Below are 25,326 nucleotides of genomic sequence, written 5' to 3' on the forward strand. Positions count from 1 at the left end.
GTTGCTTTGTTAGTTACTTTGCCATCTGTTAAATCACTAAAACTTGATGGTAAAATGAGGAAGATTCTTTTAGCAATGGTAGGTGCATTATTAGTATCCCAAACCTACTCACAGGACAAGTGCCAAATTAAAGGAAATATTGTTGACCAAAATGGTGAAGCATTACAATTTGCAACTGTACAGATTATAAATATATCAAATGGAGTTGTGAAGGGCGTTGTTACGGATAGTTACGGCTATTTCTGTGATGAAAATATGGTAAAGGGTAGGTATAAAATAAAGATTACGTACATAGGCTTTGAAACTTTTGAAAGTGATGTTTTTGAAATAAAGAATGGCGATACATATACCTTTAATGACATTAGCCTTGTATCAAACAATACGCAACTTTCCGAGGTAATCGTTATTGGAAGTGCCATTGTTAGCGAAATAAAACCTACTACGATTAAGTACAAAGCCAATGCGTTGGTTTCCCAGCAGGGTGGGAGTGTTGGTGATATTCTTAAGAATATGCCTTCAGTATCGATGGGTGGTAGCCCAGGGCACAACCGCGACATACGGTTTCGTGGTTTGGGTAATGCCTATACAAAAGTGCTAATCAATGGCAAAGAATCAGGATTAAAAGGGAATAATCTAGAAACGGTTCTCGACCAAATTCCTGCTAGTAGTATTGAGAGCATTGAGATTCTCTCTGTGCCAAGTGCAGAATATAGCTCGGAAGGGATAAATGGGATTGTAAACATAACACTCAAAGAGAATAAATTTTATGGGACTTCAGGAAGCGCACAGATACTTGCAGGGAATTTCAACGGGCTGCAAGGAGAGGTGGGTTTAAGCCACAAAACATCTAAGTATTCCATATTTGGACAGTACGATTTTCAGCAACGAACTTTGCCCAAGGAGAAAACGGAATTTAAAACCAATTTTAATAATGTTAACATTACTGGTTACGATGAAAAAGTGGAGTTTGAAGAAAAATCTTTCAATAATCACTTCCTTAGAACAGGCTTTGAATTCAACCCATTACCAAAAACATTCTTTAGAGCTGAATATATCTATGGTTATCAACTGGAGGAAAAGAGCAAGAACACAATAATAACTAAACAAAATGCCGATGGGTCTTTTAAATCAGCACAGCAAGAAAAAAAGCCTGAATTAAATCCAAACACTTATCAACAAATAGTTACATCCATTGTTCATACCTGGAAGAACCGCTCAGTGAAAGCAGATTTCTCGTATATGAACAGCCTTCAAAAGTTAGAGGATTATAAAAGTCTTTACAACATAGATGAAACTGGACGTTTGCTTGATTTTCAACCTAAACTTGAAAACAAAAATGAATCGAAAATGGTAGATGATTATAATTGGAATGTATCAATTAACGACATTAAAATTTATGATCATAATATCAAACTAGGCTATTCAGGGAAGTATGAGGTAAGCGATTTCAGGTTGTCGGTTGATAAATACAACTATAGCGATACGCTTTGGATTACCCAAGCAAGTGGATTCGACAATTTTAATCTAACATACGAAAACCACGCCTTCTTTATTAGTGACGAGTTCAGCTTTGATTTCTTACGCGCTAAAGCAGGGCTAAGGTACGAGTATTCTGAGCTTGTTGGACATGCAGAGGGGAATGTTTATAACGGCAAAGGGGCAAATAATATTCTGCTCCCAAACCTATCACTTACACTAAATATTGATAAAACCCAGTACTTTAGCGTAAACTTCGGAAGGCGTATTCGCCGCCCAGGGTATAAAGACTTAAATCCTTACCTAGAAGAAAAGAACCCTGGTGAGTTCAAGCAAGGTAATCCTGACCTTATGCCCGAGACGGCTTGGGCTTACGAGGTTGGATATTTTAAAAACTTCAAACGTTTCAATTTTGGGACAAATGTGTTTTACCGTGATATAAACGACGTTATTCAAAAGAATATCACCGAAGACAACCTTGGAAATAGAACAGAAACGCCACAAAATACTGGACACGCAAAGTTAATGGGAGTTGAATTTATGAGTGCAGTTAAACCCTTTCGTTTCTGGGAATTCAATGCAAACTACTCAATTTTCCATTCTGAAATAACCTCTGGCGAGTATCAGGGTGATGCGTTGAAAGACCAGTTTAAGTGGTCGGCCAAGGTTATCAACGATTTTAAATTACCATACAGCACAAAGATTCAGTTTGCATTTAACGCAATAGGCCCAAAAATATCTAATGAGAAAGAAGAGAATACCATCTGGTTTGCTGATTTGGGGATAGAAAAAAACATAACCGATAAAGGGTCTATCATATTTAGAGTCAGTGATTTGTTAAACAGCTTAGAAAAAGAGAAAATTGAAATTACCGACAAGTCAACTACTCGTGCCATTGAAACAACCGAAGGTAGAATTTTTATGTTAGGTTTAAAGTATAATTTTTAATTTCAAAAATGAGAAGAATTGCATATTATTTCCGAAAATGGCATAGCTGGATTGGAGTTGTTTTCACCTTACCCTTAATAATTATTTCAATAACTGGGATTATCCTTGCTTTTCAGGATAGTTTTAAAAACACATCCAAAGAGCCGCAGATTAATGTTAAGTGGCTACCTGGCTATTCCGAAAAAGCATTAAGAAATGAATTTGAGAATAAGATTAATGAAGTTTTTTCTATTGCTATTTCAAAAGATTCAACCTATTATTATGGGACTGGAGCTGGTGTGTTTTACAACAAAAACGACAGCACTGGATTTTTTTCTAAACTTGCAGGGTTAGAAATCCGTTGTGTTGTTGTTGGTGATTTGTTCTTGTTTGCTGGGGGGAAGCAAGGGCTTTTCAGGGTACAATTATTTGATCAAAGTGTAACAACAATTTTAAGCAAAGACATTCATTCCATTTGTCTTACCAATGATTCAACATTAATAGTATCGGATAAAAAAAATTTATACGTTTCGAATGATTATGGCTCTTTCTGGAAGAATATTAAATTCAGCAAAGCCTTTGATAGCAAACAATTCAAAACAGAGAATCCAAAAATGTACAAAATACCGTTGCATAAATTAAACTTAGATTTACACACAGGAAAAGCGTTTTTTGGCAAAAAATTTGACTGGTTATGGATTGTATTTGTTAGTTTGAGTTTATTATTTCTAACCCTCACAGGTCTTTATATGTGGATAAAGAAAAAGACAAGAATGAAAATAAAAACTTAGCACTATCCATCCCTTCGCTTTCAGGCACTTTGGCAAAACTCACATAGCCATACTACAAGCCTACATAGCCAAATATCCTTTCTACCCATCCCGAACAGGGAAGAATGATACGGTATGACTGTGCAGCAAAGGTTGATACAAAATGAAACCACAAGGAAATAATTAATTACCATGTGTTAAAAAGGTTGAACTTCAGAGCGATTTCGTACACAGGGTCTTTTTCATTGGGGGTCAAAAACGTAACACGCTCTCCCACATTCCCCCTCCACCCAGCCATTGGCGGTCAGCCTAAATGACGACAAATGGACAAAGTGGTACTATTATGGAAAGAATATACACTTGTTCGCACGCATCGGGGGACGCGTGCGCTCTTTTAATACTGTATCATTTATGATGTGCCCCCATGTGTTATTGTATTCCATGTGAGTTTTTTCAAAGTCGACCGTCCATTTTAGTTGGTTGCACCTCCAAAGGCAAGTTTGAGCGTAACCTAACATTGCGCCTTGGCCGGTATAGATGAAAAACTGATCGAAAGCACGAGCGAGAAATTTTTTTTACTAGATTTGCTGAAATTTTTGGGAGGGTTTTGTATACATCGCACGCATATTGTGGCTCGCACCAACGTGGGTATGAATTTTGTAAAATTGATTATAATGTTAATACATTTAACCAATCTAATTTATACGAAATATGAAGCCAAAGTTTACTGAAATTCTGCTAGTGTTAGGTTTAGTTTTAGCAGGAATTCTTAAAGGTATTACCAGCAGCGCTACGTTCCTACTAGTAATTATCTTTCTTTCAATTCTACTGTCTGGTTACTATTTATTCTTCTACAGGAATAACATAAGCGGCGATAGTAAATTATTAAACATAACAACCCGCTGGGCGCTTTCATTATTCCCCATTGCGTTTGTAATAACATTTTTCACCCCTAATACAGGCAGGATTTTGAGTTTGCTTTACTTTGCCTTTTGCATTATAATAACCATTTTAAAATCCCGAAACAAAACATCCGACAGATATGAGCTGATTAGAATGTACTTGCTATTAACCATTTTAACATGTACAGGTCTATCGTTCCCTTAATTTTATGGTCAATTTCAACTAAATTGGGATAATTGAACAACCCGATTTTTGTTAAATAAGTTTTCGGTGTTCTACTGTTCGTGCGCATTGGGGGAAGCGTGCGCTCTTTTCAATACTGTATCATTTATGCTATGACAACCCGTTCGCGCGGAATAGAATTCCATGCGATGGTTGTTTTGCTATTAGCCAGTATCATTTTTTTGTTCTGCTTTCCCATTCCACCTTTTTAAAGTAACTTTGCGGGTAGTTTATTGCAGGACATGTCAAACTCGAACTTTGTAGATTACGTTAAGATATTTTGCCGTTCGGGCAAGGGTGGTGCGGGGAGCATACACTTCCGCAGGGAGAAGTTTGTCCCCAAAGGCGGCCCCGATGGTGGCGATGGTGGCCGCGGAGGCCATATTTACCTGAAGGGGAACAGCCAGCTATGGACTTTACTTCATCTGAAATATCAACGTCATATTTTTGCAGGCGATGGTGAATCGGGGAGTGGTGCCCGTTGTACGGGTAAGGATGGCGAGGATGTTTACATTGAGGTGCCCATTGGCACCATTGCCCGCGATGCCGAAACCAATGAGATGATTGCTGAAATTGCCGAGCACGGCCAGGTAGAGATGATTTTGAAGGGTGGGCGCGGAGGTTTGGGTAACTGGAACTTTCGGACGGCAACCCTGCAAACCCCGCGGTTTGCTCAACCCGGCGAACCCGCACAGGAGGGCTACGTTATCCTGGAATTAAAAATACTGGCCGATGTGGGACTGGTTGGTTTCCCAAATGCCGGTAAATCGACATTGCTGTCGGTGGTGAGTGCGGCCAAACCCAAAATTGCCGACTACCCTTTTACTACCTTGGTACCAAACCTTGGAATTGTTCGATACCGCGACGATAGGTCGTTTGTAATGGCCGATATCCCTGGTATTATTGAAGGTGCCCATGAGGGGAAAGGGTTAGGACTTCGCTTTTTACGCCACATTGAGCGCAACTCCATGCTACTCTTCATGGTGCCAGCCGATTCCGACGATATTTACGGGCAATACCAAATACTGGTGAACGAACTAAAAATGTACAACCCGGAACTGCTCGATAAGAAAAGGGCTCTTGCCATCACTAAATGCGACCTGGTGGACGAACAGGCTAAAAAGAAAATTTCAAAGCATCTGCCCGAAATACCTGCTGTGTTTATCTCGTCGGTAACCGGCGAGGGTATTGAGCGGTTAAAGGATGTGCTTTGGGATAACCTAAACCAACAGTAATTATGATTGATTACCTGGTAAAACTCGACACCGACCTATTTCTCTTCCTTAACGGGTTGCACAGCCCTTTCTGGGATAGTGTTATGCTTTTTGCATCGGGAAAGCTCACATGGTTACCGTTTTACCTGTTGTTAATCTACTTCATTGCCCGAAAGCATAAGTGGAAAACCCTTTGGTGGCTGCTGGCAATTGCAGTTGTTGTTCTTGTAGCCGACCAGCTCTCAGTACATCTCTTTAAAAATGTTTTTCAAAGGTTAAGGCCATGCCACAACCCCGATTTAAGTGGTGTAATCCATCTTGTGGGTAGATGTGGGGGTAAGTTTGGTTTTGTTTCGTCGCACGCAGCCAATACATTTGGTGTTGCAGTCTTTTTGAGTATGCTATACAGGAACCGTTGGGCAGGAGTTGGTTTGCTCATTTGGGCAGCGTTTGTTTCGTATAGCCGTATATACCTTGGGGTGCATTACCCTGCCGATGTAATTGTAGGTGCATTACTTGGCAGCGTAGTGGGTTTTGCATTATGGAAACCAGCAACCTGGTTGATGGAGCGATATACCAAAAGCTAAAATTTGAATGAATTAATTTTGTATATGAACAGAATAACCCGCGTTATAAGACATATTCCCAATGGAATTACTCTGCTAAACCTATTTTCGGGTAGCCTTTCAATTGTGGCAGCATTCGAAGGTCGACTGGAACTTGCTGGTTTGCTCATCATAATTTCCGGTGTTCTTGATTTCCTGGATGGTTTTACGGCAAGGTTGATTGGTGCTTATACCCAGCTAGGCAAGGAACTTGACTCGCTTTCGGATGTGGTTAGCTTTGGGGTTGCGCCAGCCGTAATTCTTTATCACATGCTTCGCCAGAGCATTGGAATTAGTGATTGTCATGGCATTTTTGAGGGGCACTTTGTATTAGTAATTCCTTTTCTTGTGGCTGTATTTTCATCGCTTCGTCTTGGTTTATTCAATATTGATGAGCGACAAACAAGTTCGTTTATTGGATTGCCAACACCAGCAAATGCTTTTCTGATAATTGGATTGGTTTTTGGCGCAAACAGTAGCTGGAGTGGTTTGTTTAACCCAATTGTTGGTTCGCCAGTAGTCCTGATTGTTCTAGCAATTATATCCTCGTTTTTGATGGTTTGTGAATTACCCATGTTCTCACTTAAAATCAAGTCGTTAAAACCATCGGTAGCCTACAAACAGCTTACCTTTCTAGCTGGAGCTGTTGTATTTATTGCCATTTTTCAAAAGGCAGCACTTTCAATTATCATTGCTTGGTATATCGTTCTATCAACTATCTACTATTTATGGGATAAGTTGATAAATAAAGATTTTCAGAGCTGATTAATGCAAATTTTGGCTAATTTTGTCCGAAGTAAAATCGATATAAAATGAAGTTTTTAGCAGAAATCAATGTGATGCCGCTTAAGGCTCTGCTCGACCCCCAGGGGAAGGCAGTTAATGCAACCCTACATGGGATTGGGTTCAAGGAAGTATCCAATGTTCGAATTGGGAAGCACATCAACCTTGAAATTGAAGCAGCAAACCGTGAGGTGGCCATGGAAAAGGTAACCGAAATATGCTCAAAGGTGCTCTCGAACCCAGTAATGGAAGGGTACGATTTTAAGCTAACCGAGATAACCGAATAGGGCTTACTCGCCGTTGGTTAAACGGTTGCCACGTAATATTTCGGCCTGTTTCTTTATGGATTCCTTGTGAACCAGCTGAAGCAGGCTTTTTATATACTCTTCATCGAGCCCCAAACGCTTCCCGCACTCAATGCGCGACTCAAGAATTTTTTCCCACCTGCGTAGCTGAAAAATTGTAACGTTATTAGTCCGTTTATACTCACCAATCTGCTCAACCAGCCGCATACGGTTAGCTAACAATTCAATAATTTGCTGGTCAATGGAGTCTATCTTGTTGCGAACCTGTTCAAGGAAGTTGGCAAACTCGTTATTAACCGATGTGTTCTGATGGAAAGTTAATTCCGAAAGCATATTTGTAAAGGCATCGGGAGTAAGCTGCTGACGGGCATCGCTAAGGGCAATTGCTGGGTTGGGGTGAACCTCGACCATTAGCCCATCCATGGACAGGTCGAGTGCATGCTGAGCAATTTCGGGTACAAGGTTAGCCGCTCCTGCAATATGGCTGGGATCGCAAATAATGGGTAGGCTGGGTATACGACTTTTAAGGTCGATGGCAAGCTCCCACTTGGGGATGTTGCGTAAGCGTGAACGTTCGTATGGATGAAAACCCCTGTGTATGGCAGCTAGGCGTGTGATGCCTGAACGCCAAAGGCGTTCAAGGGTTCCAATCCATAGTTCAAGGTCAGGAGTAATGGGATTTTTTACCAGTACCGGGATGCTGGTTCCGGCAAGTACCGAGGCCAGCTGCTCAACCAGAAATGGGTTTGTGGTTGTGCGTGCACCCACCCAAACCATATCAATTCCATACTTAAGTGCCAGTTCCAAGTGCTGAGGCATAGCCACCTCTGTGGCAACGGCCAAGCCAGTTTCATCTTTTACACGTTTAAGCCACTGCAAACCCTTTTCGCCGGCACCCTCAAAGCCTCCCGGGCGGGTTCGTGGTTTCCATATACCAGCACGGAAAACCCTAACGTTCCCATTGCGGGCAAGCGCATGGGCCGCTGTAAGCACCTGCTCCTCGCTCTCGGCACTGCATGGCCCGGCAATAATTAGGGGGTAATTTAGGTTTAATCCCCACTCGGTTAAGGGCGATATTTCAATTCTGGGTTCCAATTCAGTTTTAGTATTCAAGCAGCAAAGTTAACCACAAAATTTATGTTTTGTTTACAAAACATCGTATTGCCCACCGTAACGTTCTGCAAGGTCGGTAGATGAATTACTCAGCCGGATTGAGAAAATGGATTTAAGTAAAGCTTTATGCCAACCTGTTCGTTTTAAGAATTGCCTGTAGGTTTCGGTTTTCCATCTGAAATTGTTGTCAACCACAACTTGTGGCGATACATACTTGTATGTTTGTGCAATTACTGGATTACTTTTTTGTTGACTACTAGGATTTTGTGTATTAGCAAGTAAAGTGATGCCATGTTTTTTGCACGTAGTGCGCAGCGATTCAATTACACGGTTATACAATGATATGCTCTCGCCGCTAAACGGCTTAAAATAGGCACCTCCAATTTCCATTATTGGTCTAACCTGAAGGGTATCAATAGGGTAGCTCCCAAACACATCAAAAAATTGCTCCAGCTCTTGAATGTTATCAGGATTAGCCGTAAAGTTCATACGTATTGAAAAAGCAATTTTACTATCATCCTTAAGGGTTTTAATATTTTCAAGAAGGCCTATAAGTTTTTCCCATTTGGCGCCCACCATAAAGTTTTCATAGGTTTCCTTTTGCGTAGCATGAACCGAGAGTGTAAGCTCATTTAACCCAGCACTGCTAAGGGTTATCAGGTCGTTTTTTGAAAGCAGCTGCCCGTTAGTAACAATTCCAACGTGGGGAACATTATGCCTTTTGGCCAACTCAACTATATAGATAAAATCAGGATGAATGGTAGGCTCGGCACCGCATCCAACCATTACCTGTAGGGCATTACCAAACAGATTTTTTGCCAGTAGCTCAAGCTCTACTTTTGAAAATGTTTTGGGTTGCGCTTTCCTACTTTTACTGAAGTAGCACATCAGGCAGCGTAGGTTGCAGGCAAATATGGGGTCAATCCTAACTGAGTAGTATCGCCTGTTCAGCAGCTGAGCCATAAAGATTAGGAGTAACTTTAAACGGTTACTCCTAATAGCGCGGTTAAGCTTAAGTAAGTTATAAATGTTCATTAAACCATTGTTGATGCAGGCAAATCTACATCATTTTACCTGATCGGGGTTCTTCTTTTCCCACAACTTTACAGCCCAAACCGATAACAAGTAACTCACGTAAATGAGTACCGGCCAGCTGGCAAACCAAAGTATTTCATTTAAAAATCTCATAGTCAGTAGGTTTTAGTAAACATGGGTTTCGTTTTTCATCTCTTCCTCATCTATCTTTCTAACATTGATGCTCTTCCATGCGTACCAGATATATGCTGCAACAAATGGAATAAGCAACGAAACAAAGCTCATCACGGTTAAAGTGAACTTGCTGGATGAACTATTGAAAATGGTAAGTGAATGCTGCAGGTTGAATGTAGATGGGTAGTAGGCTGTGTTGTTATAACCAGCTATCAGGAAGAGCGAGAGTACAGTTAGCACAGTACCAATACCGGTAAACCAAATCCCTATGGTGTATGGCTTAGCCAGCGATTTTGCTATACCCCAAAGCACAAGAACCACTCCGCCAAGGAAAAGCACCAGAACAACAGGCATTTGAATTAGGTTTAGCAAGTACTTATGCTTTTGCATAAAAACATCGCCTGTGGTGGGGTTTACTGCAAAACCTTCGCGTACAAACAACCAGATTACAAAGGTTAGGAAGAAAACAAGGAACGGAATGGCATTATACAGCAAGTGTTTGCGGGAGCGGGCAAAAATTTCAGGGTGATTGATATGGTTCATGAAGTAAAGAATTGCCAACACCCTTGCCAGGAAAAATACTGCAAGACCAAGGGCAACATTATGCAAGTTTAGGGCTGCCTCAAGTCCATGCCAAGGCGTTTCCCACGATGAAATAACCGGATTGCTGATGTTTGTGAGGTTGATTTTTGCTACAGAGAATTGCGAACCCGTGAAGAATGTACCCACCGCAGTTCCAAGTAGCACGGTTCCAAAAAGTCCGTTTATGAAAAGGAATACCTCAAAGGTTTTAGGGCCCAAGAAGTTGTTGGGCTTACTGCGGTATTCGTAGGAAACAGCTTGAACAACAAAACAGAACAGTATGGCCATCCAAACCCAGTATGCTCCACCAAAACTGGTAGAGTAGAATAGGGGAAACGAAGCAAAGAAAGCACCACCAAATGTAACCAGCGTGGTGAACGTGAACTCCCACTTCCGGCCAAGAGCGTTAACTATCATTGTTCGCTCCATGTCTGTTTTCCCAAGGGTATAAATCAGGGTTTGTCCGCCTTGAACAAAAAGTAGGAAAACCAGCAGCGCACCCAGTAGCGATATGATAAACCACCAGTAGTGTTGTAAGAAAATGTATGTTGTGTCAACCATGGCTATTTCCCTCCATCTTTAGGTCCTTTTTTAATTTGGGTGAACATAATTCGTAGTTCCGCTATGAGGAGTGTAGTGAAGATTATGAAGAACAGGAAGAATGTAACCTGAACGGCACTCGCATCGATACGTGATACTGCTGCAACCGTTGGCAGAATATCCTGAATTACCCAGGGTTGGCGGCCAACCTCAGCCACAATCCAGCCAGCCTGGCTGGCAATGTAGGCAAGGGGAATCATGAGAATTGCCGTACGAAGCAACCACTTGTTAATTTTAAATCCCTTGAAAAAGATTAGGTAAAGTATTAGAATAAAGAAGGCGATAAACAGAAAACCCAACCCAACCATGATGTGGAAGCTATAAAAGGTAAGTGGAACATTTGGTATAATGCTCTTGGGGTCGTTCAGGTAACCATAGCCAAAGTACTCAAAGTTCGCATCCAGTAACTTACGGTGGTAGGCCATGGCTGTGGTATCGCCAAGTTCCTTAGCATTTTTATAGTCGGCAAGCGCCTGTATAGCAATTCGTCCAAGTTCAATTTTCTGTTCAGCCGAAAGGGCAACCTTCTGGTTGCCGTCCTTATCGGTGTAGGTATACCCACCTTCAACAATATCTTTCACACCCGGAACAAAGGCATCGCCTGAACGGTAACCCAAGAACGAGAGGAGTTTTGGAATTTGAATCCGGAATAGGTATGGGTCTTTATCGTCGTTATACTGCTTACCGGGGGTAAGAGCACCAATTACAATTAGTGGGGCACCCTCTTTGCCCTCGTAAAGACCTTCCATGGCAGCCAATTTCATGGGTTGCTTTTGTGCTACCTGATACGCTGAGCCATCGCCAGTAAGGGCAAGGAAAACAGATGTTATCAAGCCAAACACTGAGGCAACAATAATGCTTCGTTTGGCCAGCAATACATTTCGACCTTTCAAAAGGTACCATGCACTAATTCCAACAACAAAAAGGGCAGCTAGCACATACCCCGACGATATGGTGTGGAGGAATTTGTTTACAGCCACAGGCGAAAGCAATACCTCCCAGAAATTATGCATCTCATTACGAGCCGTATCGGGGTTAAAGAACATCCCGGCAGGGTATTGCATCCAGGCATTAGCCACAAGTATCCATAGTGCCGATAGGTTGGCTCCTAGAGCCACAAGCCATGTTGAGAGTAAGTGAAACTTTTTACTAACCTTATTCCACCCAAAGAACATCACGGCAATAAAGGTCGACTCCATGAAGAACGCCATGATACCCTCAATGGCAAGGGGTGCACCAAAAATGTCGCCTACAAACCAGGAGTAGTTGCTCCAGTTGGTTCCAAATTCAAATTCCAGAATAATGCCGGTTGCCACACCAATGGCAAAATTGATTCCAAAGAGTGTCATCCAGAACTTGGTTATCCGTTTCCACTCCTCGTCGCCGGTTTTGTAGTACAGCGTTTCCATGAACGCCATTATGAAAGCCAACCCCAGCGTAAGAGGGACGAATACCCAATGGTACATGGCCGTAAGGGCAAACTGTGCCCTCGACCAGTTGACTAACGATAGGTCGAAATGTTCCATGCGTATTGCTATTTAGGTTTAGTTGTTAGCTGTTCAATTACATACTTGCTCCGCTCCTCATCGGTTTTAAAGTTGCGTTTAAGAATATTTGGGAAAAAGAAAACCTTTAGTACGGCAAACATCACAAAGAGTTTAATAAGGATTATTAACCAAAGCGTTTTCCCAATGGTCATGCTTTTAAAACCTTCGTAGTAGAATCGAAAAATTCTTTTGATGAGGTTCATGGCATTCTATATTAAGCAAATTTAAACTTTTTTTAGTATGGCACAACGCTGTCAGAAACATTTGTATTTGGAGTTTGTTCAAGCTATGTATCTGTTAAGAATGATAAATAATTGCCACCTTTCAGTTTGATTCACTAAATTTGTATAAATAGTTCAAACATTGATTATACTGCTAAAATAATTATACAGCCATGAAAAAGATTCTCAGTATCACTCTAAAGGTATTGGCTGCGTTGGTTACGCTATTTATAGCTGCAGCAATTGTATTGCCAATAATATTTAAGCCCCAGCTAATGCAAGTTGCCAAGAAAGAGGCTAACAGCATGCTTAATGCAAAGGTTAACTTTACCGATTTTCAGGTATCGCTAATTAAGGGATTCCCTAACCTTTATGTCGGCATGAAAGGCTTAACCGTAGTGGGAATCGATAGTTTTGCTAACGATACTCTTGTAGCATTCAAGGAGTTTGGCGTTAAGGTTAACATTTGGAGTGTAATTGATATGACCGATATTGAGGTGAAATCAATTTTGCTCGATGAGGCAAGGGTAAATGCGCACGTGTTGCCCGATGGCCGTGTTAACTGGGATATCATGAAGCCATCGGAAACGCCCGAAACCGAGATGGAAGACACTGCTGCAGCTACAACCGTTAGCACAAAGGTATCACTTAAAAGGTTTGAGATTCGCAATGCCAACATTGCATACATCGACGATTCGTCGAACATGAAGGCAACCATTCAAAACTTTAACTTTACCCTTTCAGGTAACATGGGCATGAGTCAAACCGAGCTCAAACTGAAGACGAGCATTGAATCGCTCAACTTCTGGATGGATGGAATCAGATATCTGAAAAATTCAGCAGTTGGTTTCGATGCCATTATTGCAGCAAATATCGATAGCAGCTACTACGCGTTTAAGGAGAATGCGTTTAGCATCAATCACCTAAAACTGCTATTCGACGGTTCAGTTCGAATGCCCGGTAACGATATCGATATCAACCTAAACTTTAAAACTCCTTCAACCGATTTCAAGGCGCTATTATCAATGGTGCCAGCAGTGTACATGACCGATTTTGAAGGACTTCAGGCCTCTGGTAAGTTTGGAATTGAGGGGTATGTTCGCGGAACCTATAACAATAGCCAAATGCCAAGCGCATTTGTTGCCATAAACGTTGATAACGGAATGTTTAAATATCCCGACTTGCCCAAATCGGTAACCGATGTAAATATTAGCACAAAGATTTGGTTCGATGGCGTGAACATGGATAATACATCGGTGAATGTTGATAGATTTGCCTTGAACCTAGGCGGAAACCCATTCAGCATGCGCATGCGTGTGGCAACCCCAATCAGCGATATGCAGGTTGATGGTAGCATCACCGGTAATATTGATTTTTCAACCCTTTCGGACGTAATTCCGATGGATAGCACATACATGGAAGGATTGCTGGAGTCGAACCTCGATTTTGGTGGAAAACTCTCGTTTATCGAGAAGGAGCAGTATGAGCGCTTTAAGGCCGATGGCTTGCTTAAGCTGTCGCGTTTCAAATTCAAGTCGCCCGATATACCTGCTGAGGTAAAATTAAATGAGGTTACGCTCAACTTTACACCCCAGTACGTTAATCTTGCAAACTTCGATATGTCAATTGCTTCGAGTGATATACGCATGAACGGCCGACTGGAAAATTTTATTCCTTACGTTTTTAAGGATGAAACCCTTAGCGGAAATCTTAACGTTAACTCGAATTTGCTCGATGTTAATGAGCTGCTTACTGGTAAAAGTGCTCCCGAGGAGGAAGTTACCGATACCACTGCCCTAAGTGTTATTGAATTGCCCCGTAACATCAACTTTTCTACCCGGGTTGATATGAAAAAAATAGTTTACGATAAGCTAAATATCGAAAATCTTGCAGGTAATGTAGCGCTCTCTGGTGGCGTGGCCGACCTAAAAAATCTATCGATGAATATGCTACAGGGTGATGTTCGCATGTCAGGAACCTATGACCCAAGGGATGTAAAGGCCCCTATGGTTAATTTTGATTTTGACATGCGAAACATTGATATACCCACGGCTTTCAAATCGTTTACAACGCTCCAGAAAATAGCACCTACGGTTAAGGATATGACAGGAAATGTATCGACCCAATTCAAGTTTACTTCCATGCTCGACACCACTATGATGCCGGTTTTGAATAGCATAAATGCTTACGGTAAGTTGCAGTCAAAAAGCATTGGGGTTAGTAACTCTAAGGCATTTGCCAAGCTAGCCGATTTTCTGAAAAAGGACGAGTTCCGCAATCCAAGCCTTAAGGATGTGAATGTTAGCTTCAGTATAAATAACGGAAGGATTTACATTGAACCATTCGACACCAAAATTGCCGAGGCCAAAATGAACTTTGGTGGTGATATGGGTATTGACCAAACCCTTAACTTCAAGGCAAAAGTTTCGGTTCCCTCGTCGTACTTAGGCGGGGTGGCTAATCTTGCCAACGATTTGCTCGGTAAGTATGGTGCAAAGCTGCCCCAAACTATCGATGTAAATCTTAAGATTTTAGGAACTTCATCTAAACCCGATGTACAGCTCGATTCCGGCGGTGGTTCTGCAGAAAGCTCATCTTCGGTAAAGGAAACAGCCAAGGAGGCTGTTAAGGAAAAGGTTGATGAAGCCAAGGTTGAGGCACGTCAGAAAGCCAAGGCTGAAGCCGATAAGTTAATTGCTGATGCCGAGAAGGAAGCAGAGCAAATTAGGGCCGAAGCAGCAAAGCGTGCAGAGCAGATAAGGGCTGAAGCTGAGGCTCAAGCAAAAAAAACTGAGGCTGAGGGTCAAAAAAAGGGCCCAATTGCCGAGCGGGCAGCAAAGGAGGCTGCAAAAAAGATACGGCAGAACGGCGAGGCTGCTGCCCAAAAGGTTATTGCCGAAGCCGATGAAAAAGCCAATGCTGTTGTAGCCAAAGCTAAGGCCGAAGCAGCTAAGCTGTAGTAGCTTGAATTTTGGTTGATTACTTTTGGAATTTTGTATTTAGCAGTTGATGTGGAGCGCAAATCACGCAGATGATTTAGTTTATAGTTGACAGTTAGTGGTTGTTTGTAAAAGAGAATTTAGCCCTCATGTCATGCTGAGCTAGCCGAAGCATCTCATTGTATTTAACTCGATTATAATAAGATTCCTCGACTAGCTCGGAATGACAATTCCTTTAACATCCACGCTCCCTTTGTCATGCTGAACGCTGTCGAAGCATCACTTTGTACTTTCATTCATTTTTTATACCTAGATTGGTTTTGCGAAAGCCGCTCTTTGCAATGCTTTCTGTTGCGATGCAACGCATCACCCTTGCTCTTTGGAAAAAGCATTACGTGCATCGCAATACTAGTGGGAGTAGTCATAGTGTTACAAATATTTAGCCCCTTCAGGGCTGGGAATGTTACTCGTTGTTCGTAAGCCGTTGTTCGTGAGAAACGACCTCACCCCAGCCCTTTTCCCTGAGAGTGAATGGAGCGGAGGATGCAGGCAGTGGCATAAAAGCCGGCCCGACAATGGGTCGGGGGTGGAACGTGGCGGTGGGTTTTGTAAGCGATACCACATGAGTCACGCCGCAGGCGTGGCGAATAGTATCGCGTGGCAGTTCCAACCACGGGGCACCCATCGGGTCGGGCTTTTTAGCCTTGATTTTCTTTGGTTCTTTCTTGTATCAAGACAAGAAAGAACATGTAAATAATTCTTTGTAATGATTTTTCTTTTGCGATGCAACTTTTCAGGATTGCTCTTCGGATTATGTATTGCGTGCATCGCTATACGTGTGTAAAGCCATGGTGTTACAAATATTACGCCCCTACAGGGCTGTTCAAGGGATACATGAAGGAGATTTCTCGACTGGCTCGGAATGACAATACCTTTAGCATTCACGCTTCCTTTGACATGCTGAGCGCTGTCGAAGCATCACTTTGTATTTTATCTCTCTTTTGATTGGTTATGCGGCAATCGCTCTTTGTCATATTTTTCAGTTGCGATGCAACGTTTCTCGGTTTTTCTTTGGATTATACAATACGTGCATCGCCAAATAATTTGAATACTTCAATACCCTGGGTTAAAACCCAGGGCTTATTTGATTTGCCCTTTCAGGGCGATAAATGTGCGCGTCCAGAGACGTGTGCTAACAAGTGAGTTCTTAAATCTTAAATATTTCGAGATTCCTCGACTAGTTCGGAATGACAATACCTTTGGCATCCACGCTCCCTTTGTCATGCTGAGCTAGCCGAAGCATCTTTTAACCTTTAATTCTTGATTTTTTTTGGCAATCGCTCTTTGTCATCCTTTTCTGTTGCGATGCAACGTTTCAGTATTGCTCTTTGGCATATGCATTTCGTGCATCGCTTTACGAGTGGGAGTAGCCATAGTGTTACAAATTTTTCGCCCCTACGGGGCTGGAAACGTTGTTTGTTGACCGTGAATCGTTGTTCGTGAATATCACGTCACAAGTTCTGTGAAACACCATGTAAACTCTGTGTAACCCTGTGATACCAATTTAGTTGATGGTTGTTGGTTGATAGTTGATAGTTTATAAGAGATTACCTAAAATCTTGAATCTGAAATCTTAAATCTGAAATTTTAAATTTTTATCCTTTATCCTTTAACCTTGCCATTTCAGCCCACTAGCCCCTTAAGCACCTCAGCAAGCGGTTTAGCCATATTTCCGCCTTTCAGGTGGATTGTACGTATCCCTAACCCTTTAGCAGCATCGATGTGCTCATGGGTATCGTCAACAAAAAGTGTTTCTGAGGGTATTAACCCGTTCTCGCTTAACACACGCTGAAAGATTTGAACTTGTGGTTTCCTGATGCCCATTTCAAAGGAGAGGTATGCCTTGTGGAAGTAATCCTTAAGCTCTTTGCCTGTTTCCTCAACAAGCAGCCTGTTGTAGTGGTTAAAGTGGATAACGTTTGTGTTGCTTAGCAGGTATACCCTATAATTCTTTTTTAATCGTTCAATTAATTTGAGCCTTTCGGTATCCCAACTCAGAAGCAAAGCGTTCCATGCTTTATCGAACTCCTTGGGGCTGAGAGCAACCATAAACATTTGGTTGAACTCCTGCCTAAAGGTATCAGGGTTAATCAAACCGCAATCGAACTGATTAAAAAGCTCGTTACTTCCTGTGAATGTAGTATGATTACCTATGTAAACACCCATGTTTTCAAAGGCTTTTAGGGTAAGGCTATAATCAATATCAAGAACCACTCCACCTAAATCAAGTATTATGTTTCTGATAATCAGATTGTCAGGTTTTGTATTGCTGCTAATACTCATATTTTTTGAACTCCCTATTTGAAAATTCAAATGCAAATATGTAATTTTGCAAACCAAAATAAAAACAGTAAAAACTGTTTTTTGGGCCCATAGCTCAGCAGGTTAGAGCATCTGACTCATAATCAGAGGGTCGCTGGTTCGAGCCCAGCTGGGCCCACAAACCGCCGCAAGGCGGTTTTTTTTTATTCACTCCATCAAAAAATCTGCTTAAAAATATAAATTTAAACGTGGGTTTTGGGTTTGAAGTGTTAGACAAATGCTATACATTTGCGAAAAATCATAAGTATAATCGCCTTCTAAAAATAAAAGCATGAAAAACATATTGGTTGTTGGTGCCGGTGGGCAAATTGGTTCAGAGCTGGTGCCGCATCTCCAAAAGATATACGGAACCAACAATGTTGTGGCTGCCGATATCAACACAAGTTGCGCCCATCACTTTCAGAATGGTCCGTTTGAGGTGCTCGATGCCCTTGATACCCAAAAATTTGCTGAATTGGTGCGGAAGTATAGGGTTGATACTATTTTCAACCTGGTTGCATTACTTTCTGCTACTGGCGAAAAAAATCCGCAGCTGGCCTGGAAGATAAACATGGGAGCACTGATGAACTCGCTTGAGATTGCTCGCGAGAACCATTGTGCTGTGTTTACCCCCAGTTCCATTGGCGCTTTTGGCCCAACATCGCCAAAGGACAACACCCCTCAGGATACCGTTATGCGTCCAACTACTGTTTACGGTATTTGTAAGGTTACAGGCGAAATGCTGAGCGATTACTACTTCCTAAAGTATGGAGTAGATACTCGCAGTGTACGTTTCCCCGGAATTATTTCAAATGTTACTCTCCCCGGTGGCGGTACTACCGATTACGCAGTAGAGATTTACTATGGAGCAATTCAACAGAAGCATTACATTTGCCCATTGCCCCAAGGTACATATCTCGATATGATGTACATGCCCGATGCCCTTGATGCTTGCGTTCAGCTCATGGAGGCGGACCCATCAAAGCTCAAGCACCGTAACAGCTTTAACGTAACTGCAATGAGTTTTGAGCCCTCACAAATTTATGCTGCCATTAAAAAGCGTATCCCCGATTTTGCCATGGAGTATAATATTGACCCCGTAAAGAAAGCCATAGCTGATAGCTGGCCCAACTACATGGACGATAGTTGCGCCCGTGAGGAGTGGGGATGGAACCCCAAGTGGAACTTGGAAACCATGACCGACGATATGCTTAAGGTGATTGGCGAAAAGTATAAGGCAGGGTTACTAAAATAATTAGTATAATGATACAAAGGGAGGTGTTGAGCCTCCTTTTTTATTCCATTCCCGTATCGCGTTTAACCATTCTAATAAAGTAGTCCTTGTTAGGAAGAGCTGATGTTTTTAGTTGGTTTAGCCAGAAGCTAGCAGTGAGCTTATCGCCCTTAGTATAGAAAATCATTACCAAATGGTAGTAGGCGTACCCATAAACATGGGTAGGATTAGCAGGTATTTCCTCAACTACCTTGCTGAAACATTCAACTGCTTGCGCAATATCGTTTTTGGTGTAATACTCCATGCCCAGGTTGAATAACCTTATATCGGAGTTTAACTTATTGCTTAGTATTATGCCCTTAAAAAAGAAACAGGCTTTATTGCAATCCTCAATAAGGTTGATACTGTTTAGGTTTTTTGGAATTGGAGGAAAAATAAGTTCAAACGATAGGGTTTCGCCCTTACGGCTAAAGTTATGGGTTGCAGGACATGTTGGAATATCGTGTGAGCCAATCCTGTAATACCGTTGGCGGGTATTCAGGTTTTCAATGTAGATATTCTTATCGGCACAAAACCAGCCATTGCTATCGGCGTTATTCACAACCGTTAGACTTACTACCGTTGAATCCGGATAAATGGCAATCTGTTCAATGGTAAGCTCTGGGTGCGAGAGTTCAGCCGCAAAGGGTTTTTCAATAATTACCTGTGCATGGTTTAGTTGAAATATAAAAAGAAGAAGTAGAAGAGAAAAAATATTTTTCATTTTGCTTAAAAAATAATCGGGACCGGAAATTTCCAGTCCCGACTAAGTTACTAAAAAACTAGAATTTCAAATCAACGCCTAAAGCAAATACAGTTGCTGAACGTTTATAGGTTTCGTCATAAACAACAGGAATGTCAAAGGGTTTAGTTTTCATCAGGTAGAATGATTTCATGAAACCAACATTTACACCAATTTTATCGGAAACCTTATAGCGTCCACCAAGGCCAACGGTGTTTGTAGAAAGGCTATGGCTTAGGTCGCTTTGGTACTTCATGTTAACCCCCGATTGTGTTCTAAGGTAACCAGCGCTGAGCAAAATCTTATCGTTGAGTTCATACTCAAACCCAAGTGCAATTTCTAGGAAGTTGTTATCAATAACCTCTTTGTTTTCATAGAATGTTGGGAATCCATTGGCATCGCGCGATTCAACTTTACCATATGCGGCTGTTTTATCGAAGTAGTAGTGAGCGCCAGCGCTGATTCCCAATTTGTCGGTAGCCTTATAGCTAACACCTAATGAAAGGGTTGTTGGCATATCGTTTGGATATGATACCCCGTCGGGGTAAAGCTTAGCATCATCCTTCTTGGTTTTATTTTTAACGTTCAGGCTGGCTTTGTGCTCATACTTAAATCCAATATTTAACCGGTCGTTAACCTTTACATTCACCCCAATAATTGGAGCTAAACCATAACCGTTCTGTTCAACATCAACCTCTTTGTCCGATGTCATGGCTGAGTATGCAGCCATAGTTGCAGCATTGGTTTGGTAAGCGGTTTGAATTTGTGAAATTGTAGCCGGATAGGTTGTATAGTCGGCAACACCCAAACCTGCAGCCAATTGGGTGGCTTGAGCCGGGGTTAAGTAACTTAACGTAACAGCTTGATTAAGGGTGAGTTCACCGCCACCACCAGTTACTAAAGGTGTTAAACTATTTGCAGCATTTGTGGCGGCAGTTGAAAGTATACCAAAAAACTCAGGAGCGGAGGTCATTTGTCCTGCACCAGCAGGGTTTAGTGGATGCATAGGATTAATTCGAATATCCTTCATGTACCCTGTATAAAAATTTTGAGCAATAACGTAGCGAATTCCAACACTAAATGAGATCATGTCGTTAATTGCATACGATCCATTTGCCTGCAAGCCCCACATGAGCGAACGGCCCTCAAACTCAGAGGAAAACTCATAGGCAGTAGTATTAATTCCAGCTGCAGTGAGTGATGAAGGAAGAACCGCAACTTGCTGCTCAAAGGAGGGCAGCCCATTTTCAAACATAGCGCTACCACCACCACCTATGGGATTTATTCCAAGTGAAAATGCAACTCTTTCCTTTTTGAAAACCATATATAGGCCTGGAAATAGAGGAGCCGTTACGCCACCTTCAAATTTTGTGCGGTTCATTCCTGGGAAAGTGCTGGTAATTTCCCTGGTTTGGGTTATGTACTGGTTATTAACTGATACATAAAAGCCATCGGCAATAAATGCTAACCCAGCAGGGTTATAGTATGCAGCATCTATTCCCAGTGTGGCATCCTGTGCGGGCATACGCACGTACGATGCACTTTGGTTAGTGTTAGTTACAATACCACCGGCCATTACCAGCGTGGTAATTCCGGTTGCAATAATGGTTAGTAGTTGTTTTCTCATACTTCGCATTGTTTAGGTTAGTAATAGATTATATTCTGATTTAAACGTATGTATTAAACGAAGGTTTGAAAGTGGAACAAAAAATGTTCCCCTGTTGATAGGCTAAACGATGGAAATCAATTCCTTAGGTACTGATTTAAAAAGCCTTGCTCAAGGCCAAGGTTGAGGTGGCTACCTCCACTAAAGAAAAATTCAAATCCAGCCGGTAAAACCCTACCATCGTATGAACAACTGGTGACCGACTTTATGCCAAGTTTTTGTTTGATGCGCATAACAAACCTATAGAGCGGTTTGCTTAAGAACCGCTTTACTAGAGTAAAGTATGCAACAATTGCCAGATAAATTTTTGCCCTGCGCATCGAGTAGGGTGAATATTTGGTGCTAATATAGATAATTATCGATATATTTTCAACTATCACATCTTTTTGTAAATAATTACATGAAAACGTTTGTTGGTTTTAATTGCTTTTGTATAACTTGCATAAGTAAATCCGAGCTGTATGTATAAAAAGTTAATTCTACCATTCCTGCTTATGCTCTGTCAGGCAGTAAATGCACAAACCGATTCTTTTCAGTTTACGGTAAAGTATGAGATACCTACTTCGCCTATAAAGGATCAGCAACGTACTGGCACCTGCTGGAGTTTTGCAACCACGTCGTTTGTTGAAACTGAGCTAATACGAATGGGACAGCCCGTATTTGATATCTCCGAGATGTATTTTGTGCGCTATGCCTATGAGGGTAAGGCACAGAACTATGTTAGATTCCAGGGGGCCAACAATTTTGGTCAGGGTGGACAAGCGCACGATGTAATGAATATTATCCGTAAGTATGGTATGGTAACCGAAAAGGAATATCCGGGATTGAATTACGGCTCCGAGGTTCACGCCCATGCTGAGCTTGAGGCTGTGCTTAAAGCATTTCTGGATGCTGTGGTGAAAAACCCAAACAAAAAATTGTCTACCGCCTGGTTCCCAGCATACCGTGGAATTCTTGATGCTTACCTTGGAACTGTTCCCGATAAAGGAAATTCGCCTTTATCAAAAGTCCCCTTTAATCCTGACGATTACATTGAGTTTACCTCATTCAACCATCATCCGTTCTACAAAAGGGTATCGCTTGAAATTCCCGATAACTGGTCGCACGACCTATACTACAATCTACCGCTCGATGAGATGATGCAGGTAATAACCTATGCCCTGGGGAATGGCTATTCCGTTTGCTGGGATGGCGATGTGAGCGAAAAAAGTTTTGCATACCGCAAGGGTGTGGCTCTATTGCCCCTATCAAAATTTGAAGAGCTTAGTGGGTCCGATAAGGAGCGATGGACTGGTATTACTGAAAAGGATTTTACCGCACGCATGGCAAATTTTGACGCACCTGTTCCTGAAATTAAGGTTACTCAGCAAAATCGTCAGGCAAATTTTGACAACCTTACCTCCACCGACGACCACTTAATGCACCTAACCGGTATGGCTACCGATCAGAACGGAACGGTTTACTTTTTAACCAAGAACAGCTGGGGAACAGAGGGGGTGTACGATGGCTATCTATACATGTCCGAATCGTATGTGCGTATGAAAACCATAGCTGTGATGGTTCACAAAAATGCCATTCCTGCGGAAATAAAGAAAAAGTTAGCATTGTAGCCTACCCGTAAACAAGTAGGTTGCAGCCCCTAATGGGGGCAGAATCCATACGGCCAAGCACCTCAAATGTTCCATCGTGATGGAGTCGACCTAAATCCTGCGTTTGAATAAAAGCGCATGAGTACAGGTTTGCTAAATCGATTATGTTAATTCCTCCAGTAGCTCCTACAGGCGCTATGGTAAGCGGATCGTTAGTTTCACGAATTAAAACACGCATCCAGGGTGGACAGCTGAAAATTCCTTTTCCCTTTGAGTAGGCTTGCGATAGTAGTTCGGTCATGCCGTATTCGGAATGGATACTATCAACGCCAAATGCTGCGGTAAGTATTCCATGTAACTCATCGCGAACCATTTCCCTACGGCGGCCTTTCATGCCGCCAGTTTCCATAACAATAGTATTCTTAAGCCTAAGGCTGTGTATCTCGGCAAGGTCAAGCAAGGCAAATGATACTCCAATTAACAGGCACTTTTGACCGGATTCATCGAGCATCTGAAGCTTTGCCGCTAGCTCGTTTAGCTGGTTGAGGTAAAAGCCTCCGTGCGGGTTGCCCGACTGCCTGATAAGCCCATCGACCATGTAAACCAACGATGATCCGGTGCGTTCCAGGTATGCTGGTAGTAGAGCTAGTATGCAGTATTGCTGCTCGTTACCATAGAAGTGGCGGAAACCCAGGGTGTAGCTTTGTTTGTAAATGTCAACCTTAGCCACATAATGCCTGCTGGTTTCGGAACCTGTGGTTCCGCTGCTTGTAAACTCTATTTCGGGCGAAAGCCCATTGGCAAGTATTTGCTGGCTCTTAAAGAATTGGATGGGAAGGAATGGAATCTGATTGATTTCCATAACCTTATTGGGGTCAACTTTTAGTAAATCGACATAGGTTCGGTAAATATCAACATTTTTATACTGAAACCTAAATACCTCAAGGGCAAGGTTTTCAAATTCAGCATCAGAACTTATATTAAAAATCTTTTCTATTTCCATTGCTTATGAATCGTGAACCGTTAATCGTTAATCGTTAAACGGGGTTTGGTTTATATAGCTAAAATGATGACTTCCTTAATCATGCAAACCCAAATTTTTGAGTTTGGTGGGTCATTCCAAATTTCAAATTTAAGATTCCAAAACTCGTCCCGAGTTAGCGAGATTCAAGTGCCTGCTCTGGTTTATGGAGTTCAAGAACCTGATCAAATATGCGACTTTATTCTATTTTTTGCTTTCTTTTACTAACTCAACGTTAGGATCCCAGAAGTGCATATCGAAATCAACCACAGCATTATCTTCAACCCTTATGCCTTCCGCTTTAAGCAGCTGCTGCATGGTATTGCTACCGGGGAAGTGGATTTTTCCGGTTAGCAAACCTTTTCGGTTTACCACCCTGTGTGCAGGCACCCACTCCTCCTGGCTCGATGATGAGTTTAGCGCCCAACCAACCATTCGGGCTGAGCGGGTTGCTCCCAGGTATCGGGCAATGGCTCCATAGGTGGTTACACGACCAAAGGGAACCAACCGGGTTACCTGGTATACCCGTTCAAAGAAATTATCGTTGTTCCTCGATGTTTGGCTCATGGAAAGGGCCTGAATGGTTTACTTGGAATTTAATGTAAGTAATAGGCAACCCTTGGTCAAGGAACTGCTGCTCGTAAAAGGTTTTAATGCCTAGAATGGGATCGTTGCTTACCTCGGAGTAAAGATTACTGGTGCAAACCAGCATTTTAAGGTTATTCTGCTCCACCAATGCTTTGGTGTAGGCATGTAAGGGTTGACTATCGGTTTTAAGGTGAACTATGGCATTTGGTTTTAGGAATTGTATGTAGTAATTCAAAAATCGGCTCGATGTTAACCGTTTGGTTGCCTTCGATGGGCGTGGCTGGGGATCGGGGAAGGTCACCCATATTTCATCAACCTCGTCCTGGGCAAAGAATGACTTAATATGCTCAATGCGTGTTCGGATAAAAGCCACATTCTTCAAGCCCTCCTCAAGGGCTGTTTTTGCACCCCGCCACATTCGGGCTCCCTTTATATCGATACCTATAAAATTCTTATCCGGGAACATTCGGGCTAAACCCACGGTGTACTCGCCCTTTCCGCATCCAAGTTCAAGAACAATAGGGTTTTGGTTTTTAAAGAAACCCGATTGCCATTGTCCCTTTAATCTGTAATCGGTGTTGAAAACCTCCTGAAACGAAGGTTGGAAAAGGTTCTCAAAAGTTTCGTTCTCGGCAAAACGACGTAGCTTATTTTTCCCCACAGTAAAATC

At 42.1% G+C, this 25,326-nt stretch carries 24 protein-coding genes and 1 tRNA gene; 11 read left to right on the plus strand and 14 right to left on the minus strand.

Annotation, left to right across the window (positions count from 1 at the left end):
* Positions 1–54: 54 nt before the first annotated feature.
* From AB6811_RS05490 to purS, 7 genes are all read left to right on the plus strand, one after another.
* Positions 55–2,424, plus strand: coding sequence for a TonB-dependent receptor (locus AB6811_RS05490; protein ID WP_369489438.1), 2,370 nt, complete (start codon positions 55–57; stop codon positions 2,422–2,424).
* An 8-nt stretch (positions 2,425–2,432) separates the two neighbouring features.
* Positions 2,433–3,194 carry a PepSY domain-containing protein gene (locus AB6811_RS05495; RefSeq protein WP_369489439.1) on the plus strand — a complete coding sequence of 254 codons (762 nt, stop codon included), beginning with the start codon at positions 2,433–2,435 and terminating at the stop codon, positions 3,192–3,194.
* A gap of 690 nt (positions 3,195–3,884) precedes the next feature.
* On the plus strand, positions 3,885–4,280 hold the full coding sequence (locus AB6811_RS05500) for a hypothetical protein (RefSeq protein WP_369489440.1): 396 nt from the start codon (positions 3,885–3,887) through the stop codon (positions 4,278–4,280).
* Positions 4,281–4,540: 260 nt separating this feature from the next.
* Positions 4,541–5,533, plus strand: a complete 993-nt coding sequence (gene obgE / locus AB6811_RS05505) for a GTPase ObgE (protein ID WP_369489441.1) — start codon at positions 4,541–4,543, stop codon at positions 5,531–5,533.
* Positions 5,534–5,535: 2 nt separating this feature from the next.
* Entirely contained in the window at positions 5,536–6,099 is a 564-nt protein-coding gene (locus AB6811_RS05510; protein WP_369489442.1) for a phosphatase PAP2 family protein, read from the plus strand.
* A 24-nt stretch (positions 6,100–6,123) separates the two neighbouring features.
* On the plus strand, positions 6,124–6,882 hold the full coding sequence (gene pssA, locus AB6811_RS05515; protein WP_369489443.1) for a CDP-diacylglycerol--serine O-phosphatidyltransferase: 759 nt from the start codon (positions 6,124–6,126) through the stop codon (positions 6,880–6,882).
* Positions 6,883–6,929: 47 nt separating this feature from the next.
* On the plus strand, positions 6,930–7,187 hold the full coding sequence (gene purS / locus AB6811_RS05520) for a phosphoribosylformylglycinamidine synthase subunit PurS (protein WP_369489444.1): 258 nt from the start codon (positions 6,930–6,932) through the stop codon (positions 7,185–7,187).
* 3 nt (positions 7,188–7,190) lie between these two features.
* Here purS and AB6811_RS05525 read toward each other — a convergent pair whose 3' ends face one another.
* Genes AB6811_RS05525 through AB6811_RS05550 form a run of 6 tightly spaced genes read right to left on the minus strand, consistent with a single transcriptional unit; the run spans position 7,191 to position 12,459 of the window.
* On the minus strand, positions 7,191–8,300 hold the full coding sequence (locus AB6811_RS05525) for a chorismate mutase (protein WP_369489445.1): 1,110 nt from the start codon (positions 8,298–8,300) through the stop codon (positions 7,191–7,193).
* Positions 8,301–8,351: 51 nt separating this feature from the next.
* Positions 8,352–9,353: a radical SAM protein gene (locus AB6811_RS05530; protein WP_369489446.1), complete on the minus strand. Its 1,002-nt coding sequence runs from the start codon at positions 9,351–9,353 to the stop codon at positions 8,352–8,354.
* Positions 9,354–9,383: 30 nt separating this feature from the next.
* Positions 9,384–9,506 (minus strand): hypothetical protein, encoded by a 123-nt coding sequence (locus AB6811_RS05535; RefSeq protein WP_369489447.1) that lies wholly within the window; start codon positions 9,504–9,506, stop codon positions 9,384–9,386.
* 12 nt (positions 9,507–9,518) lie between these two features.
* A complete protein-coding gene (locus AB6811_RS05540) occupies positions 9,519–10,670 on the minus strand; it encodes a cytochrome d ubiquinol oxidase subunit II (RefSeq protein WP_369489448.1) in 1,152 nt (383 codons plus the stop codon).
* Between the two features lie 2 nt (positions 10,671–10,672).
* Positions 10,673–12,235 (minus strand): cytochrome ubiquinol oxidase subunit I, encoded by a 1,563-nt coding sequence (locus AB6811_RS05545; RefSeq protein WP_369489449.1) that lies wholly within the window; start codon positions 12,233–12,235, stop codon positions 10,673–10,675.
* Between the two features lie 8 nt (positions 12,236–12,243).
* On the minus strand, positions 12,244–12,459 hold the full coding sequence (locus tag AB6811_RS05550; RefSeq protein ID WP_369489450.1) for a DUF4492 domain-containing protein: 216 nt from the start codon (positions 12,457–12,459) through the stop codon (positions 12,244–12,246).
* 191 nt (positions 12,460–12,650) lie between these two features.
* Here AB6811_RS05550 and AB6811_RS05555 point away from each other — a divergent pair, with 191 nt between their 5' ends.
* The gene (locus AB6811_RS05555; RefSeq protein ID WP_369489451.1) at positions 12,651–15,437 is read left to right on the plus strand and encodes an AsmA family protein; all 2,787 of its coding nucleotides are present in this window, start codon (positions 12,651–12,653) and stop codon (positions 15,435–15,437) included.
* Between the two features lie 442 nt (positions 15,438–15,879).
* Here the strand turns inward: AB6811_RS05555 and AB6811_RS05560 are convergent, their stop codons facing one another.
* Together AB6811_RS05560 and AB6811_RS05565 are read right to left on the minus strand one after the other, a co-directional pair.
* Positions 15,880–16,101 carry a hypothetical protein gene (locus AB6811_RS05560; protein WP_369489452.1) on the minus strand — a complete coding sequence of 74 codons (222 nt, stop codon included), beginning with the start codon at positions 16,099–16,101 and terminating at the stop codon, positions 15,880–15,882.
* Positions 16,102–17,099: 998 nt separating this feature from the next.
* A complete protein-coding gene (locus AB6811_RS05565; RefSeq protein WP_369489453.1) occupies positions 17,100–17,759 on the minus strand; it encodes an HAD family hydrolase in 660 nt (219 codons plus the stop codon).
* 83 nt (positions 17,760–17,842) lie between these two features.
* Here AB6811_RS05565 and AB6811_RS05570 point away from each other — a divergent pair.
* Positions 17,843–17,916, plus strand: a tRNA-Ile gene (locus AB6811_RS05570).
* A gap of 153 nt (positions 17,917–18,069) precedes the next feature.
* Positions 18,070–19,032 carry an NAD-dependent epimerase/dehydratase family protein gene (locus tag AB6811_RS05575; protein WP_369489454.1) on the plus strand — a complete coding sequence of 321 codons (963 nt, stop codon included), beginning with the start codon at positions 18,070–18,072 and terminating at the stop codon, positions 19,030–19,032.
* 40 nt (positions 19,033–19,072) lie between these two features.
* Here AB6811_RS05575 and AB6811_RS05580 read toward each other — a convergent pair whose 3' ends face one another.
* From AB6811_RS05580 to AB6811_RS05590, 3 genes are all read right to left on the minus strand, one after another.
* Positions 19,073–19,774 carry a tetratricopeptide repeat protein gene (locus AB6811_RS05580; RefSeq protein ID WP_369489455.1) on the minus strand — a complete coding sequence of 234 codons (702 nt, stop codon included), beginning with the start codon at positions 19,772–19,774 and terminating at the stop codon, positions 19,073–19,075.
* Positions 19,775–19,832: 58 nt separating this feature from the next.
* The gene (locus tag AB6811_RS05585) at positions 19,833–21,419 is read right to left on the minus strand and encodes an OmpP1/FadL family transporter (RefSeq protein WP_369489456.1); all 1,587 of its coding nucleotides are present in this window, start codon (positions 21,417–21,419) and stop codon (positions 19,833–19,835) included.
* 116 nt (positions 21,420–21,535) lie between these two features.
* Positions 21,536–21,838 carry a hypothetical protein gene (locus AB6811_RS05590; protein WP_369489457.1) on the minus strand — a complete coding sequence of 101 codons (303 nt, stop codon included), beginning with the start codon at positions 21,836–21,838 and terminating at the stop codon, positions 21,536–21,538.
* An 81-nt stretch (positions 21,839–21,919) separates the two neighbouring features.
* Here AB6811_RS05590 and AB6811_RS05595 point away from each other — a divergent pair, with 81 nt between their 5' ends.
* On the plus strand, positions 21,920–23,068 hold the full coding sequence (locus AB6811_RS05595) for a C1 family peptidase (protein ID WP_369489458.1): 1,149 nt from the start codon (positions 21,920–21,922) through the stop codon (positions 23,066–23,068).
* Between the two features lies 1 nt (position 23,069).
* On the opposite strand, the gene AB6811_RS05600 is transcribed toward AB6811_RS05595, so the two are convergent.
* The 3 genes from AB6811_RS05600 to trmB form a co-directional block, all read right to left on the minus strand.
* Positions 23,070–24,050: a LuxE/PaaK family acyltransferase gene (locus AB6811_RS05600; RefSeq protein WP_369489459.1), complete on the minus strand. Its 981-nt coding sequence runs from the start codon at positions 24,048–24,050 to the stop codon at positions 23,070–23,072.
* A 222-nt stretch (positions 24,051–24,272) separates the two neighbouring features.
* On the minus strand, positions 24,273–24,635 hold the full coding sequence (locus tag AB6811_RS05605; RefSeq protein ID WP_369489460.1) for an MGMT family protein: 363 nt from the start codon (positions 24,633–24,635) through the stop codon (positions 24,273–24,275).
* Positions 24,607–25,317 (minus strand): tRNA (guanosine(46)-N7)-methyltransferase TrmB, encoded by a 711-nt coding sequence (gene trmB / locus AB6811_RS05610; RefSeq protein WP_369489461.1) that lies wholly within the window; start codon positions 25,315–25,317, stop codon positions 24,607–24,609. Before trmB ends, AB6811_RS05605 begins: the two co-directional genes overlap by 29 nt.
* Positions 25,318–25,326: the final 9 nt, after the last annotated feature.

Source organism: Tenuifilum sp. 4138str (assembly GCF_041102575.1).
Classification (GTDB): domain Bacteria; phylum Bacteroidota; class Bacteroidia; order Bacteroidales; family Tenuifilaceae; genus Tenuifilum; species Tenuifilum osseticum.

Excerpts from the sequence above, each read along its gene's own strand:
- AB6811_RS05490 (WP_369489438.1), top strand. The coding sequence starts at position 55 with ATGAGGAAGATTCTTTTAGCAATGGTAGGTGCATTATTAGTATCCCAA.
- AB6811_RS05495 (WP_369489439.1), top strand. The coding sequence starts at position 2,433 with ATGAGAAGAATTGCATATTATTTCCGAAAATGGCATAGCTGGATTGGA.
- AB6811_RS05500 (WP_369489440.1), top strand. The coding sequence starts at position 3,885 with ATGAAGCCAAAGTTTACTGAAATTCTGCTAGTGTTAGGTTTAGTTTTA.
- obgE (WP_369489441.1), top strand. The coding sequence starts at position 4,541 with ATGTCAAACTCGAACTTTGTAGATTACGTTAAGATATTTTGCCGTTCG.
- AB6811_RS05510 (WP_369489442.1), top strand. The coding sequence starts at position 5,536 with ATGATTGATTACCTGGTAAAACTCGACACCGACCTATTTCTCTTCCTT.
- pssA (WP_369489443.1), top strand. The coding sequence starts at position 6,124 with ATGAACAGAATAACCCGCGTTATAAGACATATTCCCAATGGAATTACT.
- purS (WP_369489444.1), top strand. The coding sequence starts at position 6,930 with ATGAAGTTTTTAGCAGAAATCAATGTGATGCCGCTTAAGGCTCTGCTC.
- AB6811_RS05530 (WP_369489446.1), bottom strand. The coding sequence starts at position 9,353 with ATGAACATTTATAACTTACTTAAGCTTAACCGCGCTATTAGGAGTAAC.
- AB6811_RS05535 (WP_369489447.1), bottom strand. The coding sequence starts at position 9,506 with ATGAGATTTTTAAATGAAATACTTTGGTTTGCCAGCTGGCCGGTACTC.
- AB6811_RS05540 (WP_369489448.1), bottom strand. The coding sequence starts at position 10,670 with ATGGTTGACACAACATACATTTTCTTACAACACTACTGGTGGTTTATC.
- AB6811_RS05545 (WP_369489449.1), bottom strand. The coding sequence starts at position 12,235 with ATGGAACATTTCGACCTATCGTTAGTCAACTGGTCGAGGGCACAGTTT.
- AB6811_RS05550 (WP_369489450.1), bottom strand. The coding sequence starts at position 12,459 with ATGAACCTCATCAAAAGAATTTTTCGATTCTACTACGAAGGTTTTAAA.
- AB6811_RS05555 (WP_369489451.1), top strand. The coding sequence starts at position 12,651 with ATGAAAAAGATTCTCAGTATCACTCTAAAGGTATTGGCTGCGTTGGTT.
- AB6811_RS05560 (WP_369489452.1), bottom strand. The coding sequence starts at position 16,101 with ATGGGTGCCCCGTGGTTGGAACTGCCACGCGATACTATTCGCCACGCC.
- AB6811_RS05565 (WP_369489453.1), bottom strand. The coding sequence starts at position 17,759 with ATGAGTATTAGCAGCAATACAAAACCTGACAATCTGATTATCAGAAAC.
- AB6811_RS05575 (WP_369489454.1), top strand. The coding sequence starts at position 18,070 with ATGAAAAACATATTGGTTGTTGGTGCCGGTGGGCAAATTGGTTCAGAG.
- AB6811_RS05580 (WP_369489455.1), bottom strand. The coding sequence starts at position 19,774 with ATGAAAAATATTTTTTCTCTTCTACTTCTTCTTTTTATATTTCAACTA.
- AB6811_RS05585 (WP_369489456.1), bottom strand. The coding sequence starts at position 21,419 with ATGAGAAAACAACTACTAACCATTATTGCAACCGGAATTACCACGCTG.
- AB6811_RS05595 (WP_369489458.1), top strand. The coding sequence starts at position 21,920 with ATGTATAAAAAGTTAATTCTACCATTCCTGCTTATGCTCTGTCAGGCA.
- AB6811_RS05600 (WP_369489459.1), bottom strand. The coding sequence starts at position 24,050 with ATGGAAATAGAAAAGATTTTTAATATAAGTTCTGATGCTGAATTTGAA.
- AB6811_RS05605 (WP_369489460.1), bottom strand. The coding sequence starts at position 24,635 with ATGAGCCAAACATCGAGGAACAACGATAATTTCTTTGAACGGGTATAC.